General features: G+C 71.5%; 16 protein-coding genes. 12 read left to right on the plus strand and 4 right to left on the minus strand.

What is annotated here, in order from left to right:
- Positions 1-11: 11 nt before the first annotated feature.
- The 5 genes from RIC31_RS18250 (at position 12) to RIC31_RS18270 (ending at position 4,649) form a co-directional block, all read left to right on the plus strand.
- Positions 12-1,232 (plus strand): cation:proton antiporter, encoded by a 1,221-nt coding sequence (locus tag RIC31_RS18250; protein WP_350111009.1) that lies wholly within the window; start codon positions 12-14, stop codon positions 1,230-1,232.
- Between the two features lie 197 nt (positions 1,233-1,429).
- Positions 1,430-3,037, plus strand: coding sequence for an amidohydrolase family protein (locus RIC31_RS18255; protein ID WP_350111012.1), 1,608 nt, complete (start codon positions 1,430-1,432; stop codon positions 3,035-3,037).
- Between the two features lie 23 nt (positions 3,038-3,060).
- A complete protein-coding gene (locus tag RIC31_RS18260; protein WP_350111015.1) occupies positions 3,061-4,032 on the plus strand; it encodes a CobW family GTP-binding protein in 972 nt (323 codons plus the stop codon).
- Positions 4,033-4,086: 54 nt separating this feature from the next.
- Positions 4,087-4,284 (plus strand): type II toxin-antitoxin system VapB family antitoxin, encoded by a 198-nt coding sequence (locus RIC31_RS18265; RefSeq protein ID WP_350111018.1) that lies wholly within the window; start codon positions 4,087-4,089, stop codon positions 4,282-4,284.
- Positions 4,281-4,649 carry a type II toxin-antitoxin system VapC family toxin gene (locus RIC31_RS18270; RefSeq protein ID WP_350111021.1) on the plus strand — a complete coding sequence of 123 codons (369 nt, stop codon included), beginning with the start codon at positions 4,281-4,283 and terminating at the stop codon, positions 4,647-4,649. The genes RIC31_RS18265 and RIC31_RS18270 overlap by 4 nt, the downstream gene beginning before the upstream one ends.
- A gap of 6 nt (positions 4,650-4,655) precedes the next feature.
- On the opposite strand, the gene RIC31_RS18275 is transcribed toward RIC31_RS18270, so the two are convergent.
- Entirely contained in the window at positions 4,656-5,444 is a 789-nt protein-coding gene (locus RIC31_RS18275) for a class I SAM-dependent methyltransferase (protein ID WP_350111024.1), read from the minus strand.
- Between the two features lie 85 nt (positions 5,445-5,529).
- On the opposite strand from RIC31_RS18275, the gene RIC31_RS18280 reads away from it, so the two are divergent.
- Entirely contained in the window at positions 5,530-7,329 is a 1,800-nt protein-coding gene (locus RIC31_RS18280) for a DEAD/DEAH box helicase (protein ID WP_350111028.1), read from the plus strand.
- Between the two features lie 18 nt (positions 7,330-7,347).
- A complete protein-coding gene (gene rlmJ / locus RIC31_RS18285) occupies positions 7,348-8,124 on the plus strand; it encodes a 23S rRNA (adenine(2030)-N(6))-methyltransferase RlmJ (protein ID WP_350111031.1) in 777 nt (258 codons plus the stop codon).
- 154 nt (positions 8,125-8,278) lie between these two features.
- Here rlmJ and RIC31_RS18290 read toward each other — a convergent pair whose 3' ends face one another.
- A complete protein-coding gene (locus tag RIC31_RS18290) occupies positions 8,279-8,605 on the minus strand; it encodes an NIPSNAP family protein (RefSeq protein ID WP_350111034.1) in 327 nt (108 codons plus the stop codon).
- 108 nt (positions 8,606-8,713) lie between these two features.
- Positions 8,714-9,121 (minus strand): DUF3574 domain-containing protein, encoded by a 408-nt coding sequence (locus RIC31_RS18295; protein ID WP_350111037.1) that lies wholly within the window; start codon positions 9,119-9,121, stop codon positions 8,714-8,716.
- A gap of 264 nt (positions 9,122-9,385) precedes the next feature.
- Here RIC31_RS18295 and RIC31_RS18300 point away from each other — a divergent pair, with 264 nt between their 5' ends.
- From RIC31_RS18300 to RIC31_RS18320, 5 genes are all read left to right on the plus strand, one after another.
- Positions 9,386-10,411 (plus strand): BMP family protein, encoded by a 1,026-nt coding sequence (locus RIC31_RS18300; protein WP_350111040.1) that lies wholly within the window; start codon positions 9,386-9,388, stop codon positions 10,409-10,411.
- Between the two features lie 190 nt (positions 10,412-10,601).
- A complete protein-coding gene (locus RIC31_RS18305; RefSeq protein WP_350111043.1) occupies positions 10,602-12,122 on the plus strand; it encodes an ABC transporter ATP-binding protein in 1,521 nt (506 codons plus the stop codon).
- Positions 12,119-13,168 (plus strand): ABC transporter permease, encoded by a 1,050-nt coding sequence (locus RIC31_RS18310; RefSeq protein ID WP_350111046.1) that lies wholly within the window; start codon positions 12,119-12,121, stop codon positions 13,166-13,168. The genes RIC31_RS18305 and RIC31_RS18310 overlap by 4 nt, the downstream gene beginning before the upstream one ends.
- 175 nt (positions 13,169-13,343) lie before the next feature.
- Positions 13,344-14,288 (plus strand): ABC transporter permease, encoded by a 945-nt coding sequence (locus tag RIC31_RS18315; RefSeq protein ID WP_350111049.1) that lies wholly within the window; start codon positions 13,344-13,346, stop codon positions 14,286-14,288.
- Positions 14,289-14,310: 22 nt separating this feature from the next.
- Complete coding sequence (locus RIC31_RS18320; protein WP_350111052.1) at positions 14,311-15,582, plus strand: amidohydrolase family protein; 1,272 nt, start codon at positions 14,311-14,313, stop codon at positions 15,580-15,582.
- 638 nt (positions 15,583-16,220) lie between these two features.
- Here the strand turns inward: RIC31_RS18320 and RIC31_RS18325 are convergent.
- Complete coding sequence (locus tag RIC31_RS18325; protein ID WP_350111055.1) at positions 16,221-17,405, minus strand: Gfo/Idh/MocA family protein; 1,185 nt, start codon at positions 17,403-17,405, stop codon at positions 16,221-16,223.
- Between the last annotated feature and the right edge of the window lie 144 nt (positions 17,406-17,549).

A 17,549-nucleotide genomic window follows, 5' to 3' on the forward strand; every position in this document is an offset into this window, starting at 1 on the left:
CCGGATCCGCCATGCCCGACACCGTCTCGCCCTCCGTACTCGGAATCCTGCTGATCGGGCTGGTCGCGGTGCTGGCGGCGCCGATGCGGGCGGTGCTCGGGCGGCTAGGGCTGCCGGACGTGGTCGGTTACATCCTGCTCGGTCTTGCCCTCGGCGCGGTCGACTGGCGGTTCCGCCTCCTGACCGGCGAGACCCGGCACGGCCTCGACATGCTGGCGGCGGCGGGGGTCGTCCTGCTGCTGTTCCGTGCCGGGCTGGAGAGCCACCCGGCCAAGCTCATGCGCCAGCTGCCGCGTGCCAGCCTCGCGCTGCTCGGCAACGTGGTGGCCAGTGCCGGGCTCGGCTACGTCGCCTGCGTGTGGCTGCTGGGTATCGGGACGATCCCGGCGGTGTTCGTGGCGATCGCCTTGTCGGCGACCAGCGTGGGGGTGTCGCTGGCAGTCTGGCGCGAGGCCGGCGCCCTGGCGTCCGAGCAGGGCGCCCTGCTGCTGGATCTCGCCGAACTCGACGACGTCGCCGCGGTGTTCCTGCTGGCCGTGGTGCTGGCGCTGGCGCCGGTGCTGAACGGCAACGCAGACGGCGAGACCCTGCCGCAGCTGCTGGTCGCGGCCGGTTGGCTCGCGGTGAAGCTGACCCTGTTCGGCGCGGCCTGCCTGGCCTTCGCGACCTGGCTGGAGCGGCCGCTGACCCGATGGTTCGCGCGGCTCGACAACGACCCGGTGCCGATCGTCCCGGTGGCCGGCATTGCCTTCGTCATCGCCGCGATCTCCGACTGGCTCGGTTTCTCGCTCGCCATCGGGGCGCTCGCCGCCGGGCTGGCCTTCAGCCGCGATCCCGAGCGCGTGCGACTGGATGCCGGCTTCGACGTGGTCTCCCGGCTGTTCGTGCCGTTCTTCTTCGTCGGCATCGGTCTGGACGTCGCGGTCGATGCCCTGCCGGGGGCCCTGCCCGTCGGCGCCCTGCTGCTCGCGGTGGCCGTCGTCGGCAAGGTCGCCGGGACCGCCCTGCCGCTGGCCTGTGGGGTCGGCGGGGCCGGCGCGCTGCTGATCGGCGTCAGCATGGTGCCGCGCGCCGAGATCGCGATGATCGTGATGGATCGCGGCCGTGCGCTCGGCGACTGGGCGGTGCCGCCCGGGATCTATGCCGGGATGGTGGTGGTGACACTGGGCAGCTGCCTGCTGGCGCCGCCGCTGGTGGCGCTGCTGCTGCGGCGCCGGCCGCCGCCCGGGTGAGCCGGCCGGCGGCGTCGAGTACGGGGCCGCCGCAAGCATGATCGCAATCCCCCTTGCGCGCCCGTGGCGGCGATGAAAATCGCGGTGGCCGGATGCCGGCGTCCGCGCCTAGAGTAAAGCCCCTCCCATGCCGTGCGCCTGCCCGTCCGGGCCGGCTGCCCGCCGCCTTCAGCCGCCACCAGTCCCGGGGCACCGCCATGACCGATAAGACCGAAGACCTCCGCAGCTATGCCGGCGAGGAGCGCATCCGCAAGGGCACCCAGGCCGGGATGCCGCCGGTCGACCCGGCGACCAGGCGCGACCGCGGCGACGGGCCGTTCGATCGGCTGATCCTGCGCGGCGCCACCATCATCGACGGCACCGGCGCGCCGCCGATCAGCCCGGCCGACATCGTCATCGAGGGCGGCCGGATCGCCGCGATCGAGAAGGTCGGCCTGCCGCGCAAGCTGTCCCCCGATTCCCGCCGCCCGGCCAAGGGCGACCGCGAGATCGACTGCCGCGGCAAATACGTGACCCCGGGTTTCGTCGACTGCCACGCCCATATCGGCGTGCCCTACCACGCGCTGTCCGGGCCGATGGCGCCGGCCGACTACGTCTACAAGCTGTGGCTGGCGCATGGCGTGACGACGGTGCGGGAGATGGGCTGCTTCAACGGCCTGGGCTGGACCCTCGACCAGAAGGCCAAGGCGGCGTCCGGCGAGATCGCCGCCCCGCGGATCCTGGCCTATCCGTATTTCCCGGCCGTCAACGACATGCTGAAGACCATCCACACCCCGGCCCAGGCGCGCGAGTGGCTGCGTGCGGTCAAGGCCCGCGGGGCCGACGGCATCAAGTTCTTCGGCGCGCCGCCGGCGATCATGCAGGCGGCCCTGGACGAGTGCCGCGAGCTCGGCCTGCGGTCGGGCTGCCACCACGCCCAGCAGGCGGTCACCCGGATGAACAGCCTGACCACCGCGCGCTGGGGCCTGACGAGCCAGGAGCACTACTACGGGCTCGGCGAGGCGCTGTTCGAGAACCGGCTGATCCAGGACTACTCGCCGGAATACGACTACGGCGACGAGTATTTCCGGTTCTCCTTCGCCGGCCAGACCTTCAAGCAGGCGGCCGCTCCCGGCAGCGCCAAGTGGAACGCGGTGATGGACGAGTACCTGGAGCTCGGCTTCAGCTTCGTGCCGACCTTCACGATCTACGACGCCAACCGCGACCTGATGCGCACCCGGCGGGCCGACTGGCACGACGCCTACACCTACGCCAGCCTGTGGACCTTCTACCAGCCGGACGGCGGCGGCCACGGCAGCTACTGGCACCGCTGGTCGACCACCAACGAGGTCGAGTGGAAGCAGAACTACCGGCTGTGGATGCAGTTCATCAACGAGTTCAAGAACCGCGGCGGCCGGGTCGCCACCGGCTCCGACTCCGGCTTCATCTTCCAGACCTTCGGCTTCGGCTTCATCCGCGAGCTGGAGCTGCTGCAGGAGGCCGGGTTCACCCCGCTCGAGGTGCTGCGCTCGGCCACCATCCAGGGGGCGGAGCTGCTGGACGTGGCCGACGAGGTCGGCAGCATCGAGGTCGGCAAGGCCGCCGACCTGCTGGTGCACGACCAGAACCCGCTGGCCGACTTCAAGCTGCTGTACGCCACCGGCGCCATGCGGCTGAACCAGGAGACCAACAAGGTCGAATGGCCGCGGATCCTGCGCCACACCATCAAGGGCGGCATCGTCTACGACGTCGAGGAACTGCTGGCCGACGTCCGCGACATGGTGGCCGAGAGCCGGCGCGCCTCGCCCGAGCTGCCGCGGCCCTGATTCCGGCTCGGGGCCGCCGCCGCATGGCGACCGACTTCCACGTCCTGGCGGGCTTCCTGGGCAGCGGGAAGACCACCCTGCTGCTCGACTTCCTGGCCACGCCGGAGGGCGCCGACACCGCCGTGCTGGTCAACGACGTCGGCGCCATCGACGTCGACGGCGCGGTGGTGGCGTCGTCCGGCGACATGCCGGTCGCGTTCCTGTCGAACGGCTGCGTGTGCTGCTCGATCGGCAACGACCTGGTCGCCACCGTCGACGACCTGGTCTACGGCCGGATCGACGCCGGGCTGCCGCCGTTCCGGCGGATGATCCTGGAGTGCAGCGGGCTGTCGCGGCCGGGCCCGATCATCCGCTCGCTGGCCGACCTCGGCGCCCACGACTTCCGGGTGCGGGTGCTGTCGACCTTCGACGCCGGCCAGGGGGCCGAGCACGCCGCGAATTTCGAGGAGGCGGCGGCCCAGCTGGCGGCGGCCCAGACCGTGGTGCTGACCAAGCTCGATGCCGACGGCGCGCCGGCGGCCGGCGATGCGGCCGCCGCGGCGCGGGCGGTCAACCCGCTCGCCCAGCTCGTGGCCGAGCCGGACCGGGCGAGGCGGGCCGTCGCGGCGTTCGCCGCGCCGGGCGGCGGCGTCGCGCCGACTGCCGATCCGGCGGCGGAGCCGGGCGGCCTGCGCGGCATGCGCCATCCGCGCATCGGGGTGTTCCTGGCGACCGTTCCCCCGGGCCTCGAATGGGACGCGGTGGCGCACTGGATCGAGGACGTTGCGGCGCGCTGCGGCGACCGGCTGCTGCGCATGAAGGGGCCGGTCGCGGTCGCCGGGGTCGACGGCCCGCTGCTGATCCAGGGGGTCGGCACGATCTTCGGCCCGCCGATGCGGCTGCGGCCGGGCGCGGCCGGCGATCCCGGCTCGGTGGTGATCATCGCCCGCGACCTGCCGCGCGCCGAACTGGCCGAGGCCTGCGCGCCGCACGGGGTGGCGGTGGTGGAGACCTGAGGCATTGAATTCGTCATCAATCGATGACAGATTCGTGCCTGGAGGAGTCCTCGGATGCGCACCACCCTGGCCCTGGATGACGATCTGGTCGAGAGGGCCCAGTCCCTGACCGGCCTGCAGGAGAAGTCGGCGCTGGTCCGCGAGGCCCTCAAGGCACTCATCGAACGGCAGAGCGCGCGTCGGTTGGCCCTGCTCGGCGGCACCGAGCCGGATCTGGCGGCACCGCCGCGGCGCCGGCCCGACACCGCGTGATCCTGGTCGATACATCGGTCTGGATCGACCATTTCAGGGTCGCCGACCGGGTCCTCGCCGACAGGCTCGGAAGCGTTCGGGTTCTGGTGCATCCGTTCGTGATCGGCGAGTTGGCGCTCGGCAATCTGCGACAGCGGCACGAGATCCTCGCCGCCCTCGCGGACCTGCCGCGGTCCGTGGTCGCGACGGACGCGGAAGTGCTTCACTTCGTGGAGCGCGAGTCCTTGTTCGGCAGGGGCATCGGCTACATCGACGCTCATCTGCTCGCGGCTGCGCGTCTTACGGCCGGCACGCGGCTCTGGACGCGCGACCGGCGGCTGCGGGCCGTTGCCGAGACGCTGGGAATCGGGTCGGCCGAGGCATAGCCCCGGCTACGTCCGCTCGATCTCGTAGACCGCCTCGGAGTCCACGCCGTCCTGGAAGCCGGCCATGGTGCGGACGATGCGGGCGCGGTGGCGACAGGCCAGCCCCTCGATCTCGGCCGGCGGCACCGCCGCGTAGTGCAGGGCGGCCCGTTCGTCGCGGAAAACTGTGCCGTCGCGCAGCAGGCGATAGCGCATCCGGATCGTGCGGACCCCGCTGCCAGGATCGAACGTCATGCTCTCGGCGTCCTGGCGGATCGAGAGTCCGCCGGACGGAAGCGGCCGATCGAACGACAGGCCGGCGAGTTCCGCGGGCGGCACATGGCGGGTCAGCAGGTCGTGGCGCGGAACATGGATCACCAGGCGTCCGCCGCGGCGCAGGCTCTCGACCAGGCGGCCGAAGCAGGCTTCCCTGGCCCCGGCCGTCAGCAGGTGTGCGAAGCCGTAGTAGCCGATGGCGATCAGATCGACGGCGCCGGTCGCGTCGAATGTGTCGAGCCGGGCCGCCCTTACGGCGATCGGACCCATGCCGGGCGTGGTCGCCAGCTCTCTCTTGAGTCCGGCGATGAAGAAGGGCGAGCTGTCGAAGGCGAGGATCCGCCGGCCCGGATGGGCCAATGCCTTGGCGATCCGGCCGGTACCGCAGGCCGCGTCCACGATGCGGCCGCCGAGGGCGGCGGACAGCGCCCTGTAGTAGTCGAGATCGCCGGCGATGCTGGGTGCCGCGAACAGTCTGTCGTACAGTGCGGTGGCGATGCCGCGACCAGCATAGAATGCGGTTCCGTCCTCCGGGAGCACGCAAAGTTCCTCATGGTCCGTGACATTCCCCGTTCACTCCTGTCATAAGGCGCCCCTCCGCGTCCATCGCCAGTCGAGGTCCCGCATGACCGCCTTCGAGAACGCCCACCCGGCGTTGGCCGGCGCCCTCGCCGCCCAGGGCTACGAGACCCCGACCCCGGTGCAGGCCTCGGTGCTGGAGCCCGGGCACGCGACCGCCGACCTGCTGGTGTCGGCGCAGACCGGGTCTGGCAAGACCGTGGCCTTCGGCCTGGCGATCGCCCCGACCCTGCTCGACGGCGCCGACCGCTTCGCCGACCGGCCGGGCGAGCCGCTGGCCCTGGTGGTGGCGCCGACCCGCGAGCTGGCCCTGCAGGTGCGGCGCGAGCTCGACTGGCTGTACGCCCCGACCGGCGCGCGCACCGCGTCCTGCGTCGGCGGCATGGACATGCGGCGCGAGCGCGAGGCGCTGTCGGCCGGCGCCCATATCGTGGTCGGCACGCCGGGCCGGTTGCGCGACCATATCGAGCGCGGCTCGCTCGACCTGTCGCGGATCCGCGCGGCGGTGCTGGACGAGGCCGACGAGATGCTCGACCTCGGGTTCCGCGAGGACCTGGAGTACATCCTGGACGCTGCCCCGTCGGACCGCCGCACCCTGATGTTCTCGGCCACCGTCTCGGCGCCGATCGCCGAACTCGCCAAGCGCTACCAGCGCGGCGCGGTCCGGCTGGCGGCCTCGGGCGAGCGGGCGCCGCACCACGACATCGAGTACCGCGCCCATCTGGTCGCGCCGAACGACCGCGACAACGCGGTGGTCAACACCCTGCTGTTCCACGACGCCCGCAGCGCCCTGGTGTTCTGCGGAACCCGGATCGCGGTCCAGCACCTGAGCAGCCGGCTGGCCAACCGCGGGTTCTCGGTGGTGGCGCTGTCGGGCGAGCTCAGCCAGAACGAGCGCAGCCACGCCCTGCAGGCGATCCGCGACGGCCGCGCCCGGGTGTGCGTGGCGACCGACGTGGCGGCCCGCGGCATCGACCTGCCGACCCTCGACCTGGTGGTGCACGCCGACATTCCGAACAATGCCGAGACCCTGCTGCACCGCAGCGGCCGCACCGGGCGGGCCGGGCGCAAGGGGGTCAGCGTCCTGGTGGTGCCGCGCACCCGGCGCCACCACGTGATGCGCCTGCTGCAGTCCGGAAACCTGCGCGCCGCCTGGGCGCCGCCGCCGAGCTCGACCGAGATCGCCGAGCGCGACCGCGAGCGCATGCTGGCCGACGAGTCGCTGATCGCCGAGTCGTCCGCCGAGGAACTGGCGTTCGCCGCCGAACTGCTGGCGGCGCACGGAGCCGAGCGGGTGGCTGCCGCCTTCGTCCGGCTGCACCAGGCCAGCCGGCCGGCGCCCGAGGAACTGCTGGACGGCCCGGCCTTCGCCGAGGAGCCGCGCAAGGTCCGTCAGGACTTCCAGGGCGCGGTCTGGTTCCGGGTCTCGGCCGGCCACAGGGACAAGGCCGAGGCGCGCTGGCTGCTGCCGCTGATCTGCCGGGCCGGGCACGTGACCAAGAACGAGGTGGGTGCGATCCGCATCCTGCCGAACGAGAGCCAGGTCGAGATCGCCGCCGCCGCCGCCGACCGGTTCGCCGCGGCGGTCGCCGCCGGCGGCACCGGCGAGGACGGCGTCACGATCACCCGGCTGGTAGGCGAGCCGGCCCCGGCGACCAGGAGTCCGCGGCCAGCCGGCGGTCCCGGCGGCAAGAGCTTCAAGCCGGGCGCGGCGGGCCGCAAGGCGTCGAAGGCCCATCGCGAGGGCGGCAGGCCCGACGGCCCGCGTGCGGACGGCCCGCACAGGGAGGGGCCGCGCAAGGACGGCCCCCACCGCGGCAAGCCGCGCAAGCCCCGGCCCGCATGACCTGACGCGGGCGGGCGCATGCTGTCCTACCAGCACGGCTACCACGCCGGGAATCTCGGCGACCTGCACAAGCACGCCGCCCTGGCGGTGCTGCTGGATGCCCTGGCCGCCAAGGACCGGCCGCTCAGCTATCTGGAGAGCCATGCCGGCCGCGGGCTGTACGACCTGGCTGCGGCGGAGGCGCTGAAGACCGGCGAGGCGGCCGAGGGTGTGGAGGCGGCGCTGGCCCGCGGCGCCCTGCCGGACGATCATCCCTGGATGCGGGCGGTCCGGGCGGTTCGGGCGGCGCACGGCCCGAGCGCCTATCCCGGCTCGCCGGCGCTGGCGCGGGCGCTGCTGCGGCCGGCGGACCGGCTGCAGCTCATGGAACTGCACCCGCAGGAGCATGCCGCCCTGCGCCGCACCCTCCGGGGCGCCAATGTCCATGTCCATCGGCGCGACGGCTACGAGGGGCTGCCCGGCCTGGTGCCCCCGGTCCCGCGGCGCGGCATCGCCCTGATCGACCCGAGCTACGAGGTCAAGGACGAGTACGCCCGGGCCGCCCGCCTGGTGCTCGACACCCACCGCAAATGGCCGGAGGGCGTGATCCTGCTGTGGTACCCGCTGCTGGATTCCGGCCTGCACCGGGGGCTGCTGGACATCCTCGGGGCCGCCGCCCTGCCCGGGCTGTGGCGCCAGGAGGTCGGGTTCGCCGGCAGCCGGCTGCGGATGCGCGGCTCCGGGCTGGTCTGCGTCAACCTCCCCTGGGGCGTCGAGGCGGCGCTGCAGGCCGCCTCGACGGCGCTGTTCGGGTGAAGACGGAGCGGCGGGTGGGTTCCGGAGCCGGGCGCTCACGCGCCCCCTCCGGAATGACGAAGTGGGAAGGAAGACGACCTTCTGACCGTCATCCCGGAGAGTCCCGGACTTGATCCGGGACGGCTCCGGGATCCACGAGACGACGGGCGCCCCCCTACTTGACCGACGAGAACGAGGTCGGCTGCAGGATCTGGCTGGACAGCGAGGCGACGATGGCGCCGTCCTTCTCGGTCCCGGCCCGCGCCGCGAGCCATTCCGGGTCGCTGGAGAACGCCGTCCACTTCTGCTCGCGCTCGGCCAGGGAGTCCCACTCGAGCAGGTAGTACAGGTCCTGGTTGGACTCACCGATCAGCACGGTCCAGAACCCGGCCTGGCGGATGCCGTGCTTCTCCCAGATCTTCAGGGTGATGGTCTCGAACCGGTTCAGCAGGGCCGGCAGCCGCCCGGGCACGCAGTGATAGATGCGCAGCTCGTGGATCATGGAACGCTCGCTCCCTCGTCGCTCTGATTGGCGGGGCACGGTCCGGCCCCGGCGCGAGCCTGACGCGGTCCGGCCGCGATGGCGAGCGCAAACCTGTCGCCGGGGGTCCTACTTCTTCGGTCCGTAGAACGTCACGCAGGCCGGCCGGCTGCTGCCCAGCACCGCGGTCTGGTCGAAGCGCCCGGCATAGGTCTCGGCGATGGTGCGGACCGCGGCGTCGGCGGCCGGCCCGGGCGGGTGCACGACCACGAACACCAGCGTGGTCTCGTCGACCGGGCGTCCGGTCGGGCCGTCCCGCCAGTGGCCGCGGGCGTCGTACAGGGTGAAGCCGTCCGGGAACGCCGGCACGATCACCTCCCGCACGAAGGCCCGGACCTGGGCGTCGCCGACACCGCCGCCGTCGGGCTTGCCGCGGCCCATGTACAGCGTGCTCTCGATCCAGGCCTCGCCGGCGCATTCGGCGGCCGATGCCGGGACCGCCAGCAGCAGGACCGCGAGGACGAGAAGAACGCGCATGAAAGCCTCCCGATGGTTCCCGAGCAGTATCGGCAAGACGGCCGCCGGGGTCACGCGCCGCCGATTGCTGCAACCGCGTGACAAGCGTTGACCAGACAGTCAGGATACCTCCTGCCATCGCTGAAACGGGGGGCACGCCCGGGAACCGGGGACGGTGTGCGGGCGCAACCAGAACACGCTGATCGCGGGTGCAGGCAGGCCCGCGGCGTCGGGACGGAAATGCCGGACACAGGCAGAACGACGAGCGCGCAACAGGAGGCTTCTATGCGGGACTGGGGGAAGACGACGCGGCGCCGGGCGGCGGTGCGGATGGGTGCGATGCTGCTGGGCGCGGCGGCGCTGGCGGCCGGCATGGTGTCGCCGTCGGCGGCCGAGAAGATCAAGGTGGCGGGGATCTACACCCAGCCGATCCAGCAGAAGTGGGACGCCCGCCTGCACCAGGCGCTGGACAAGGCCGCCAAGGCCGGCGAGATCGAGTATGTGTTCGCCGAGAAGGTCTCCAACACCGACTATGTCCGGGTGCTGCGCGAATATGCCGACAGCGGCGTGAAGCTGATCGTCGGCGAGGCCTTCGGCATCAGCCGCGAGGCCCGCAAGGTGGCCGACGACTACCCGGGCGTGGCGTTCCTGATGGGCGACCCGTTCAAGCCGCACGGCAAGAACTTCGCGGTGTTCGACAACTACATCCACGAACCGTGCTACCTGATGGGCATGATCGCCGGGTCGATGACCAAGACCGACAGGATCGGCATGGTCGGCGGCTATCCGATCGGCGAGGTCAACCGGCTGTTCCACGCCTTCATGGCGGGCGCGAAGGCGGTCAACCCGAAGGTCGAGTTCAAGGTCAACTTCATCGGCTCCTGGTACGACCCGCCGAAGGCCAAGGAGGCGGCTTTCGCGCAGATCGAGGCGGGCGTCGACGTGCTGTACGCCGAGCGTGCCGGCGTGGTGTCGGCGGCCCGCGAGAAGGGCATCGTCGCGTTCGGCAACGTCAACGACATGAACAAGGAGGAGAACGGTACCAACGTGGTCGTCACCTCCGCGCTCTGGGACATGACCAACGCCATCAACCACGCCATCGCGCTGACCAAGGCCGGCAAGTTCATGGCCGAGGACTACAAGGAGTGGACGATGATGGCCAAGGGTGGGGCCAGCCTGGCGCCGTTCTACGAGTTCGAGGACAAGATCCCGGCCGAGGTGAAGGCCAAGGTGAAGGCGCTCGAGGCCGACATCCTGGCCGGCAAGTTCACCGTGGAGATCAACGACAACGAGCCGAAGTCGACCTTCTGAGGTCGGGTGGCAGGGGCGCCCGTCGCTCCGTGGGTTCCGGCTCCGTTCCGCCTCCGGCGGTCCGGTCCGGAATGACGGCGGGGAAGGGATGGCCATCCACCGTCGTCATTTCGGACGGCCGTGCCACTCTTGGCGCGGCCGAGCCGGAACCCACGCGGCGACGGGCGGGTGGCAATTGGAGATCTCCCACATGACGCTCGAGATCCGCGGGGTCACCAAGCGGTTCGGGGCGCTGGTCGCGAACGACGCGATCTCGCTGTCGGTGGCGCGCGGCGAGGTGCTGGCGCTGCTCGGCGAGAACGGCGCCGGCAAGACCACGCTGATGAACATCCTGTTCGGGCATTACGTGGCCGACGAGGGCGAGATCCTGGTCGACGGCACCGCGCTGCCGCCGGGCGACACCCGCGCCGCCATCGCGGCCGGCGTCGGCATGGTGCACCAGCATTTCGCGCTGGCCGACAACATGACGGTGCTGGAGAACGTCACGCTCGGCACCGAGAGCCTGTGGTCCTGGCGCTCGGACGCGGCATCGGCGCGGCGGCGGCTGCGCGGGATGGCCGAGGCCTACGGGCTGGCGGTCGACCCGGACCGGCGGGTCGACGAGCTGTCGATCGGCGAGAAGCAGCGGGTCGAGATCCTGAAGGCGCTGTACCGGAACGCCCGCATCCTGATCCTGGACGAGCCGACCTCGGTGCTGACGCCGCAGGAGGCCGACCGGCTGTTCGAGACCCTGAAGGCGATGACCGCCGAGGGGCTGTCGGTGATCTTCATCTCCCACAAGCTGCACGAGATCCTGGCGGTCAGCGACCGGGTGACGGTGCTGCGCCGCGGTGCCGTGGTCGGCACCGTCGAGACCGCCGCCGCCGACCGCGAGTCGCTGGCCGAGCTGATGGTCGGCCACAAGGTGGCGCGGCCGCGGGTCGAGCACCTGGCGCCGGGCCGGCCGGTGGTCGAGCTCGACCGCGTCACGGTCGCCGGGGCCGGCGGCGGCGCGCCGCTGCTCGACCGGGTCAGCGTGACGGTGCGCGAGCGCGAGATCGTCGGCCTCGCCGGGGTCGCCGGCAACGGCCAGTCGGCGCTGGCGGCGCTGCTGAGCGGGACCCTGGCGCCCAGCGCCGGCCATGTCCGGATCGACGGCGAAACGATCGTCCGGCACAGCGCCCGCGCGTTCATCGAGCGCCGGGTCGGCCGGATCCCCGAGGACCGCCACGCCACCGGGGTGGTCGGCGACATGGCGGTCTGGGAGAACCTGATCTCCGAGCGCCTGCGCGAGAAGCCGCTGTGGCGTTGGGGCCGGATCATCGACTTCGCGGCCTGCAAGGCCTACGCCCGGCGGCTGGTCGAGCAGTACGACATCCGCGGCGCCGGCATCGACGGCACCACAAGGCTGCTGTCCGGCGGCAACATGCAGAAGCTGATCCTGGCCCGCACCCTGGACCGGGCACCGCGCTTCATCCTGGCCAGCCAGCCGATCCGCGGCCTCGACGAGGGTGCCATCGCCGCCGTCCACAGGCGGCTGCTGGACGCCAAGCGCGACGGCGCGGCGATCCTGGTGATCTCCGAGGACCTGGACGAGATCCTGGCGATCGCCGACCGGGTGGTGGTGATCCACGCCGGCCGCACCAGCGCGCCGCTCGACGTGCGCGACGCCGACGCCCGCCGGCTCGGCCTGATGATGGCAGGCGACCTTCAGCGCGGGGTGGCGGAATGACCCTGGAGCCGCGCGAGCACGCCCCGGTCTGGCTGGCGGTGTCGGCGCCGATCCTGGCGATCGCGGCGTCCCTGGTGCTGTGCTCGGTGCTGATCCTGTGGACCGGCCAGCCGGTGCTGCGGGCCTATGCCCTGCTTCTGGGCGGCGCCTTCGGCTCGAGCTTCGGGATCGCCGAGACCCTGACCCGGGCGACCCCGCTGATCCTGACCGGGCTGGCCGCCGCGGTGGCGTTCCGGGCGAAGTTCTGGAACATCGGCGCCGAGGGCCAACTCTACTGCGGGGCGCTGGCCGCCACCTGGCTCGGCACCGGCATGGTCGACCTGCCGCCGGCGCTGATGATCCCGCTGCTGTTCGCCGGCGGCGCGGTCGCCGGCGGGGCCGCCCTGCTGCTGCCGGTGCTGCTGAAGGTCCGCCTCAAGGTCGACGAGGTGGTGACCACCCTGCTGCTGAACTTCGTGATCCTGCTGTTCGTGAACTTCCTGCTGGAAGGGCCGTGGAAGGACCCGATGTCGCTCGGCTGGCCGCAGGCCGCGCCGATCGTCGACAACGGCGTGCTGCCGGTTCTGCTGGCCAAGTCGCGGCTGCACATGGGGCTGCTGGTCGGGCTGGCGGCGGCGCTGCTGGTGTGGGCGGCGATGCGCTGGAGCATCTGGGGCTACGAGATCCGGGCGGTCGGGCTGAACCCGCAGGCGGCGGCGTTCGCCGGCATCCCGGTGAACCTGACCATGCTGCGGGTGGCGATGCTGAGCGGCGGGCTGGCCGGCATGGCCGGGGTCGGCGAGGTGGCGGGCCTGAAAGGCTACCTGACCCTCGACCTGTCGCCGGGCTTCGGCTACGCCGGCATCGCGGTCGCCATGCTGGCCGCCCTGCACCCGCTCGGCGTGGTGCTGAGCGCGGTGTTCCTGGCCGGGATCTACGTCGGCGCCGATTCCATGAGCCGGGCGATCAACATCCCGACCTACATCGCCGACGTGCTGGTGGCGTCCTCGGTGCTGGCGGTGCTGGTCAGCCTGATGCTGGTGCGGTTCCGGGTGCGGTGGCGATGAGGAACGGGCGCTGGAGCGGCGGGTGGGTTCCGGATCGGCCGCGCCGACGCGCGCCCGTCCGGAATGACGAAGCCAAAGGCTGGACCGCTCCTTCCGTTTCGTCATTCCGGACCGGACCGCCGGGGGCGGGACGGATCCGGAACCCACGCAGCGACGGGCAGATGTGGGTGCTGCGATGGACCTGATCGAGGTGTTCCTCACCGCCGGGTTCTGGGCGGCCATGATCCGGATCGCCTGTCCGCTGATCCTCGGCACCCTCGGCGAGCTGATCTGCGAGCGCGCCGGGGTGCTGAACCTCGGCATCGAGGGAATCATGACGGTCGGCGCCATGGCCGGCTGGATGTGGGTCTACCAGGGCGGCGACCTGTGGGGCGGCGTGGCGTTCGCGGCGTTCGTGGGCGCCTCCTTCGGGCTGATCCACGCCGGCTTCACGGTCTATCTCGGGCTGTCCCAGCACGTCGCCGGCATCGGGCTCACCATGTTCGCCTCGGCGCTCAGCTTCTTCACCTTCCGGATGATCCTGCCGTCCAGCACCACGCCGCCGAAGATCGAGCCGTTCCAGCAGGTCAAGGTGCCGGGGCTCAGCGACCTGCCGTTCCTGGGCGAGGCGTTCCTGAACCACACGCCGCTGACCTACGCGACCTTCCTGGCGGTGCCGGCCGTCATCTGGGTGCTGTACCGCACCCCGGTCGGGCTGGCGGTGCGGATGGCGGGCGAGAACCCGGTGGCGGTCGAGGCCCAGGGCATCGATGTGCTGGCGGTGCGCTGCGGGGCGGTGATGGCCGGCTCGGCGCTGATGGCGGTCGGCGGCGCCTACCTCACCATGTCGGCGTTCGACGCCTTCTACTTCGGCATGGTCAACGGCCGCGGCTGGATCTGCGTCGCCCTGGTGATCTTCGCGTCCTGGCGGCCGGGCAAGGCGCTGCTCGGCGCCCTGCTGTTCGCCGGGCTGGACGCCCTGCAGGTGCGGGCCCAGCAGTTCGCCGGCGGGCTCATCCCCTACCAGTTCTTCCTGATGCTGCCTTATGTGCTCAGCATCGCCGCCATGGTGGTGATGGCGCGCCGGGCGCGCTATCCCAAGGCGCTGCTGGTGCCGTACCGCCGCGGCGAGCGGCACTGACGACCGTTACGGGAGACCGACCATGCTCGACCTGATCCTGCGCCGCGCCGTCCTGCCGGCCGGCGGCGAGCCGGTGGACATCGCGGTGATGGGCGGCCGGATCGCCGAAATTCGCCCCAACCTCGAGGCCAGCGCGGCCGAGGAGATCGACGCCGGGGAACGGCTGGTCGTCCCGCCCTTCGTGGATTCGCATTTTCACATGGACTCGACGCTGAGCTACGGCCTGCCGCGGGTCAACGAGTCCGGCACCCTGCTGGAAGGCATCGCGCTGTGGGGCGAACTGAAGCCGGAACTGACGGCGGAAGCGGTCAAGGAGCGCGCCCGGCGGCTGTGCCGCTGGTCGATCGCCCGCGGCACCCTGGCGATCCGCAGCCATGTCGACACCTCGGACCCTGGGCTGCTGGCGGTGCAGGCGCTGCTGGAGGTGCGGGCGGAGATGAAGCCCTGGATCGACCTGCAGCTGGTCGCCTTCCCGCAGGACGGCGTGCTGCGCATCGAGGGCGGGCAGGACAGCCTGGAGCGGGCGCTCGACCTCGGGGTCGACGTGGTCGGCGGCATCCCGCATTTCGAGCGCACCATGGCCGACGGCGCGGAATCGGTGCGGCTGCTGTGCGAGATCGCGGCGGCCCGCGGGCTGCGGGTCGACATGCACTGCGACGAGAGTGACGACCCGCTGTCCCGCCATGTCGAGACCCTGGCATTCCAGACCCGGCGGCTCGGGCTGCACGGCCGGGTGGCGGGCTCGCACCTGACGTCCATGCACTCCATGGACAACTACTACGTCTCCAAGCTGATCCCGCTGATCGCCGAGGCCGGGCTGCACGCCATCCCGAACCCGCTGATCAACATCACCCTGCAGGGCCGGCACGACAGCTATCCCAAGCGCCGCGGCATGACCCGGGTCAAGGAACTGATGGCGGCCGGCGTCAACGTCGCCTTCGGCCACGACTGCGTCATTGACCCTTGGTACCCGCTCGGCAGCCACGACATGCTGGAGGTGGCACACATGGGCCTGCATGTCGGGCAGATGACCGGTCGGGCGGAGATGCTGGCCTGTTTCGACGCCGTCACGGTCAACGGCGCCAGGGCGCTCGGCCTCGAGGGCTACGGCCTGACGCCCGGCTGCCGGGCCGACATGGTAGTGCTGCAGTGCCGCAACCCGATCGAGGCGCTGCGCCTGCGCCCGGCCCGGCTGTTCGTGATCCGCGCCGGCCGGGTGATCGCCCGCACCGCGGCCGCCGATCCGGTGCTGTCGTTGGGGGCCGGCGAGGAGACGGTGAGCCTGGATTTCTAGAAGCCCGGGGCCCGGGCCCGTCGCGCCGTGGGTTCCGGATGCGTTCCGCCCTGGGCGGCCCGCTCCGGAATGACGACAAGAGGGAAGGGCGACAGACCGCCTGCACCCTCACCGTCGTCACTCCGGCCGGGCCGACATGGTGGTCCTGCAGTGCCGCAGCCCGATCGAGGCGCTGCGGCTGCGCCGAGGAGGCGGTCAGCCTGGATTGCTAGAGGGCAGACGATGGCAGGCCCGCCGTTCCGTGGGTTCCGGGCTCTCCGCGACCGTGTCGCTCCGGCCGGAATGACGACAGTGAAGAGTCGGCCAATTCCCTCTGTCGTCATTCCGGAGCGGGCCGCCGGAGGCGGGACGCATCCGGAACCCACGAAGCGACCTTCGGGATTCACACATTTCTCGGCGGCGGGTGGGTTCCGGAGCCGGACGCTCGCGCGTCCCCTCCGGAATGACGAAGGTGGGCAGGATTTGGCGGGTTTCCCTCCCGGATCCACCCCTCACTTCGTCATCCCGGAGGGGCTGCGCGAGCAGCCGGCTCCGGGATCCACTGCGGGACGGGCACTGCCAAATACTTCAAGAAGCTGACGTTTTCGCGATGTGTGAATACCATAGACGAAGCGACGGGCTCCTGCGCTCTCGGCTTGCTACGCCAGCGGGATCGCCGTTTCGCGGCCGCCGGCCTCGGCCGAGACGTAGCCGGCGTAGACCGTGGCGATGGTGTCGGCCGCCAGGCCGCTGTCGCTCTCGACCGGCTCGCCATAGGCCACGGTGCGGTAGAACGCCTCGATCTCCTGCGGGAAGCCGTTGGTGTGGTCCTCGTCCGGGATCGCCGGGGCCCAGCCCTGCTTGGTGCCGAGCTTCTCGACCAGGTAGACGTCCTCGAACGCCGCCTCGACCGGGTTGTAGGTCCGCATGCTGTCGTTCGGGTTGATGTTGCAGACCGCCCGATGGTTGTTGGCGATCACCTCGAGCCGGTTCTTGATGCCGCCCATCACGATCTCCGAGGCGAACACCGTGGCCAGGGTGCCGTCCTCGAAGGTGACGTGCAGCATCACCGCGTCCTCGATGTCGTGGTAGTCGGTCCGCAGGTGCCCGGCGTCGCGGTAGCCGGGCAGGCGGGTCAGCTCGTGGGTGCGGGCGGTGATGGTGGCCGGCCGGATCGGCCTGCCGTCGCGGGCCCGGCCTTCGACCCGCTTCAGGTACAGCACGGCGCTCAGCGGATGGCAGCCCTTGCCGACCATCGAGCCGCCGCCGGCGAACTTCCAGTAGCCATAGGCCGGCGAGTGAGAGCCGGAATGGCCCTGCTCGCCGTGCATCCACAGGATCTGGGCGCCGGTCTTCTCGATCACGTCGCGCTCCTTCTGGACCGCCGGCATGTAGACCCAGTTCTCGGCGTACAGCACGTCGGCGTTGGACTCCGCCTCGGCGTCCAGGATCCGGTTGACGCTGGCCATGGCGGCGTCGAGCGCCCGCTGCTTCGGCCAGGCGCGGCCGTCGAACTCGTCGCTGCCGTCGCCGAAGAAGCCGGTGAACGGCTTCTCGACGATCGGGTAGACGCCGCGCCGCAGGGCGGCGACGGCGATCGCCTCGTGGGTCACCGGCGGCGTGCAGACATGCACCACCTCGACCTGGTCGAGCAGGGCGTCGAGGTCGTCGAACACCGCGATGCCGCGCGGGGTCGCGAAGGCCTCGGCGCCGGCGCGGCTGCGGGAATGCACGCCGACGACTTCCGGCGTGACGCCGTAGACCCGTTCGACGGCGCCGTAGTGGAACGCCGCGGCGAACCGCGCTCCGACGATGCCGGCCCGGACCCGCTTCTTGTCGCGCATGACTTCCCCCTTTCAGTTCCACAACGCAACTTGCGCAGCAGCGGGTGGCTTCCGGAGCCGGGCGCTGGCGCGCCCCCTCCGGAATGACGAAAAAAAAGAACGGTCATCCCCACATTCCCGTCATCCCGGAGAGTCCCGGCCCTG

This window comes from Thalassobaculum sp. (genome assembly GCF_040219615.1).
Lineage (GTDB): Bacteria > Pseudomonadota > Alphaproteobacteria > Thalassobaculales > Thalassobaculaceae > Thalassobaculum_A.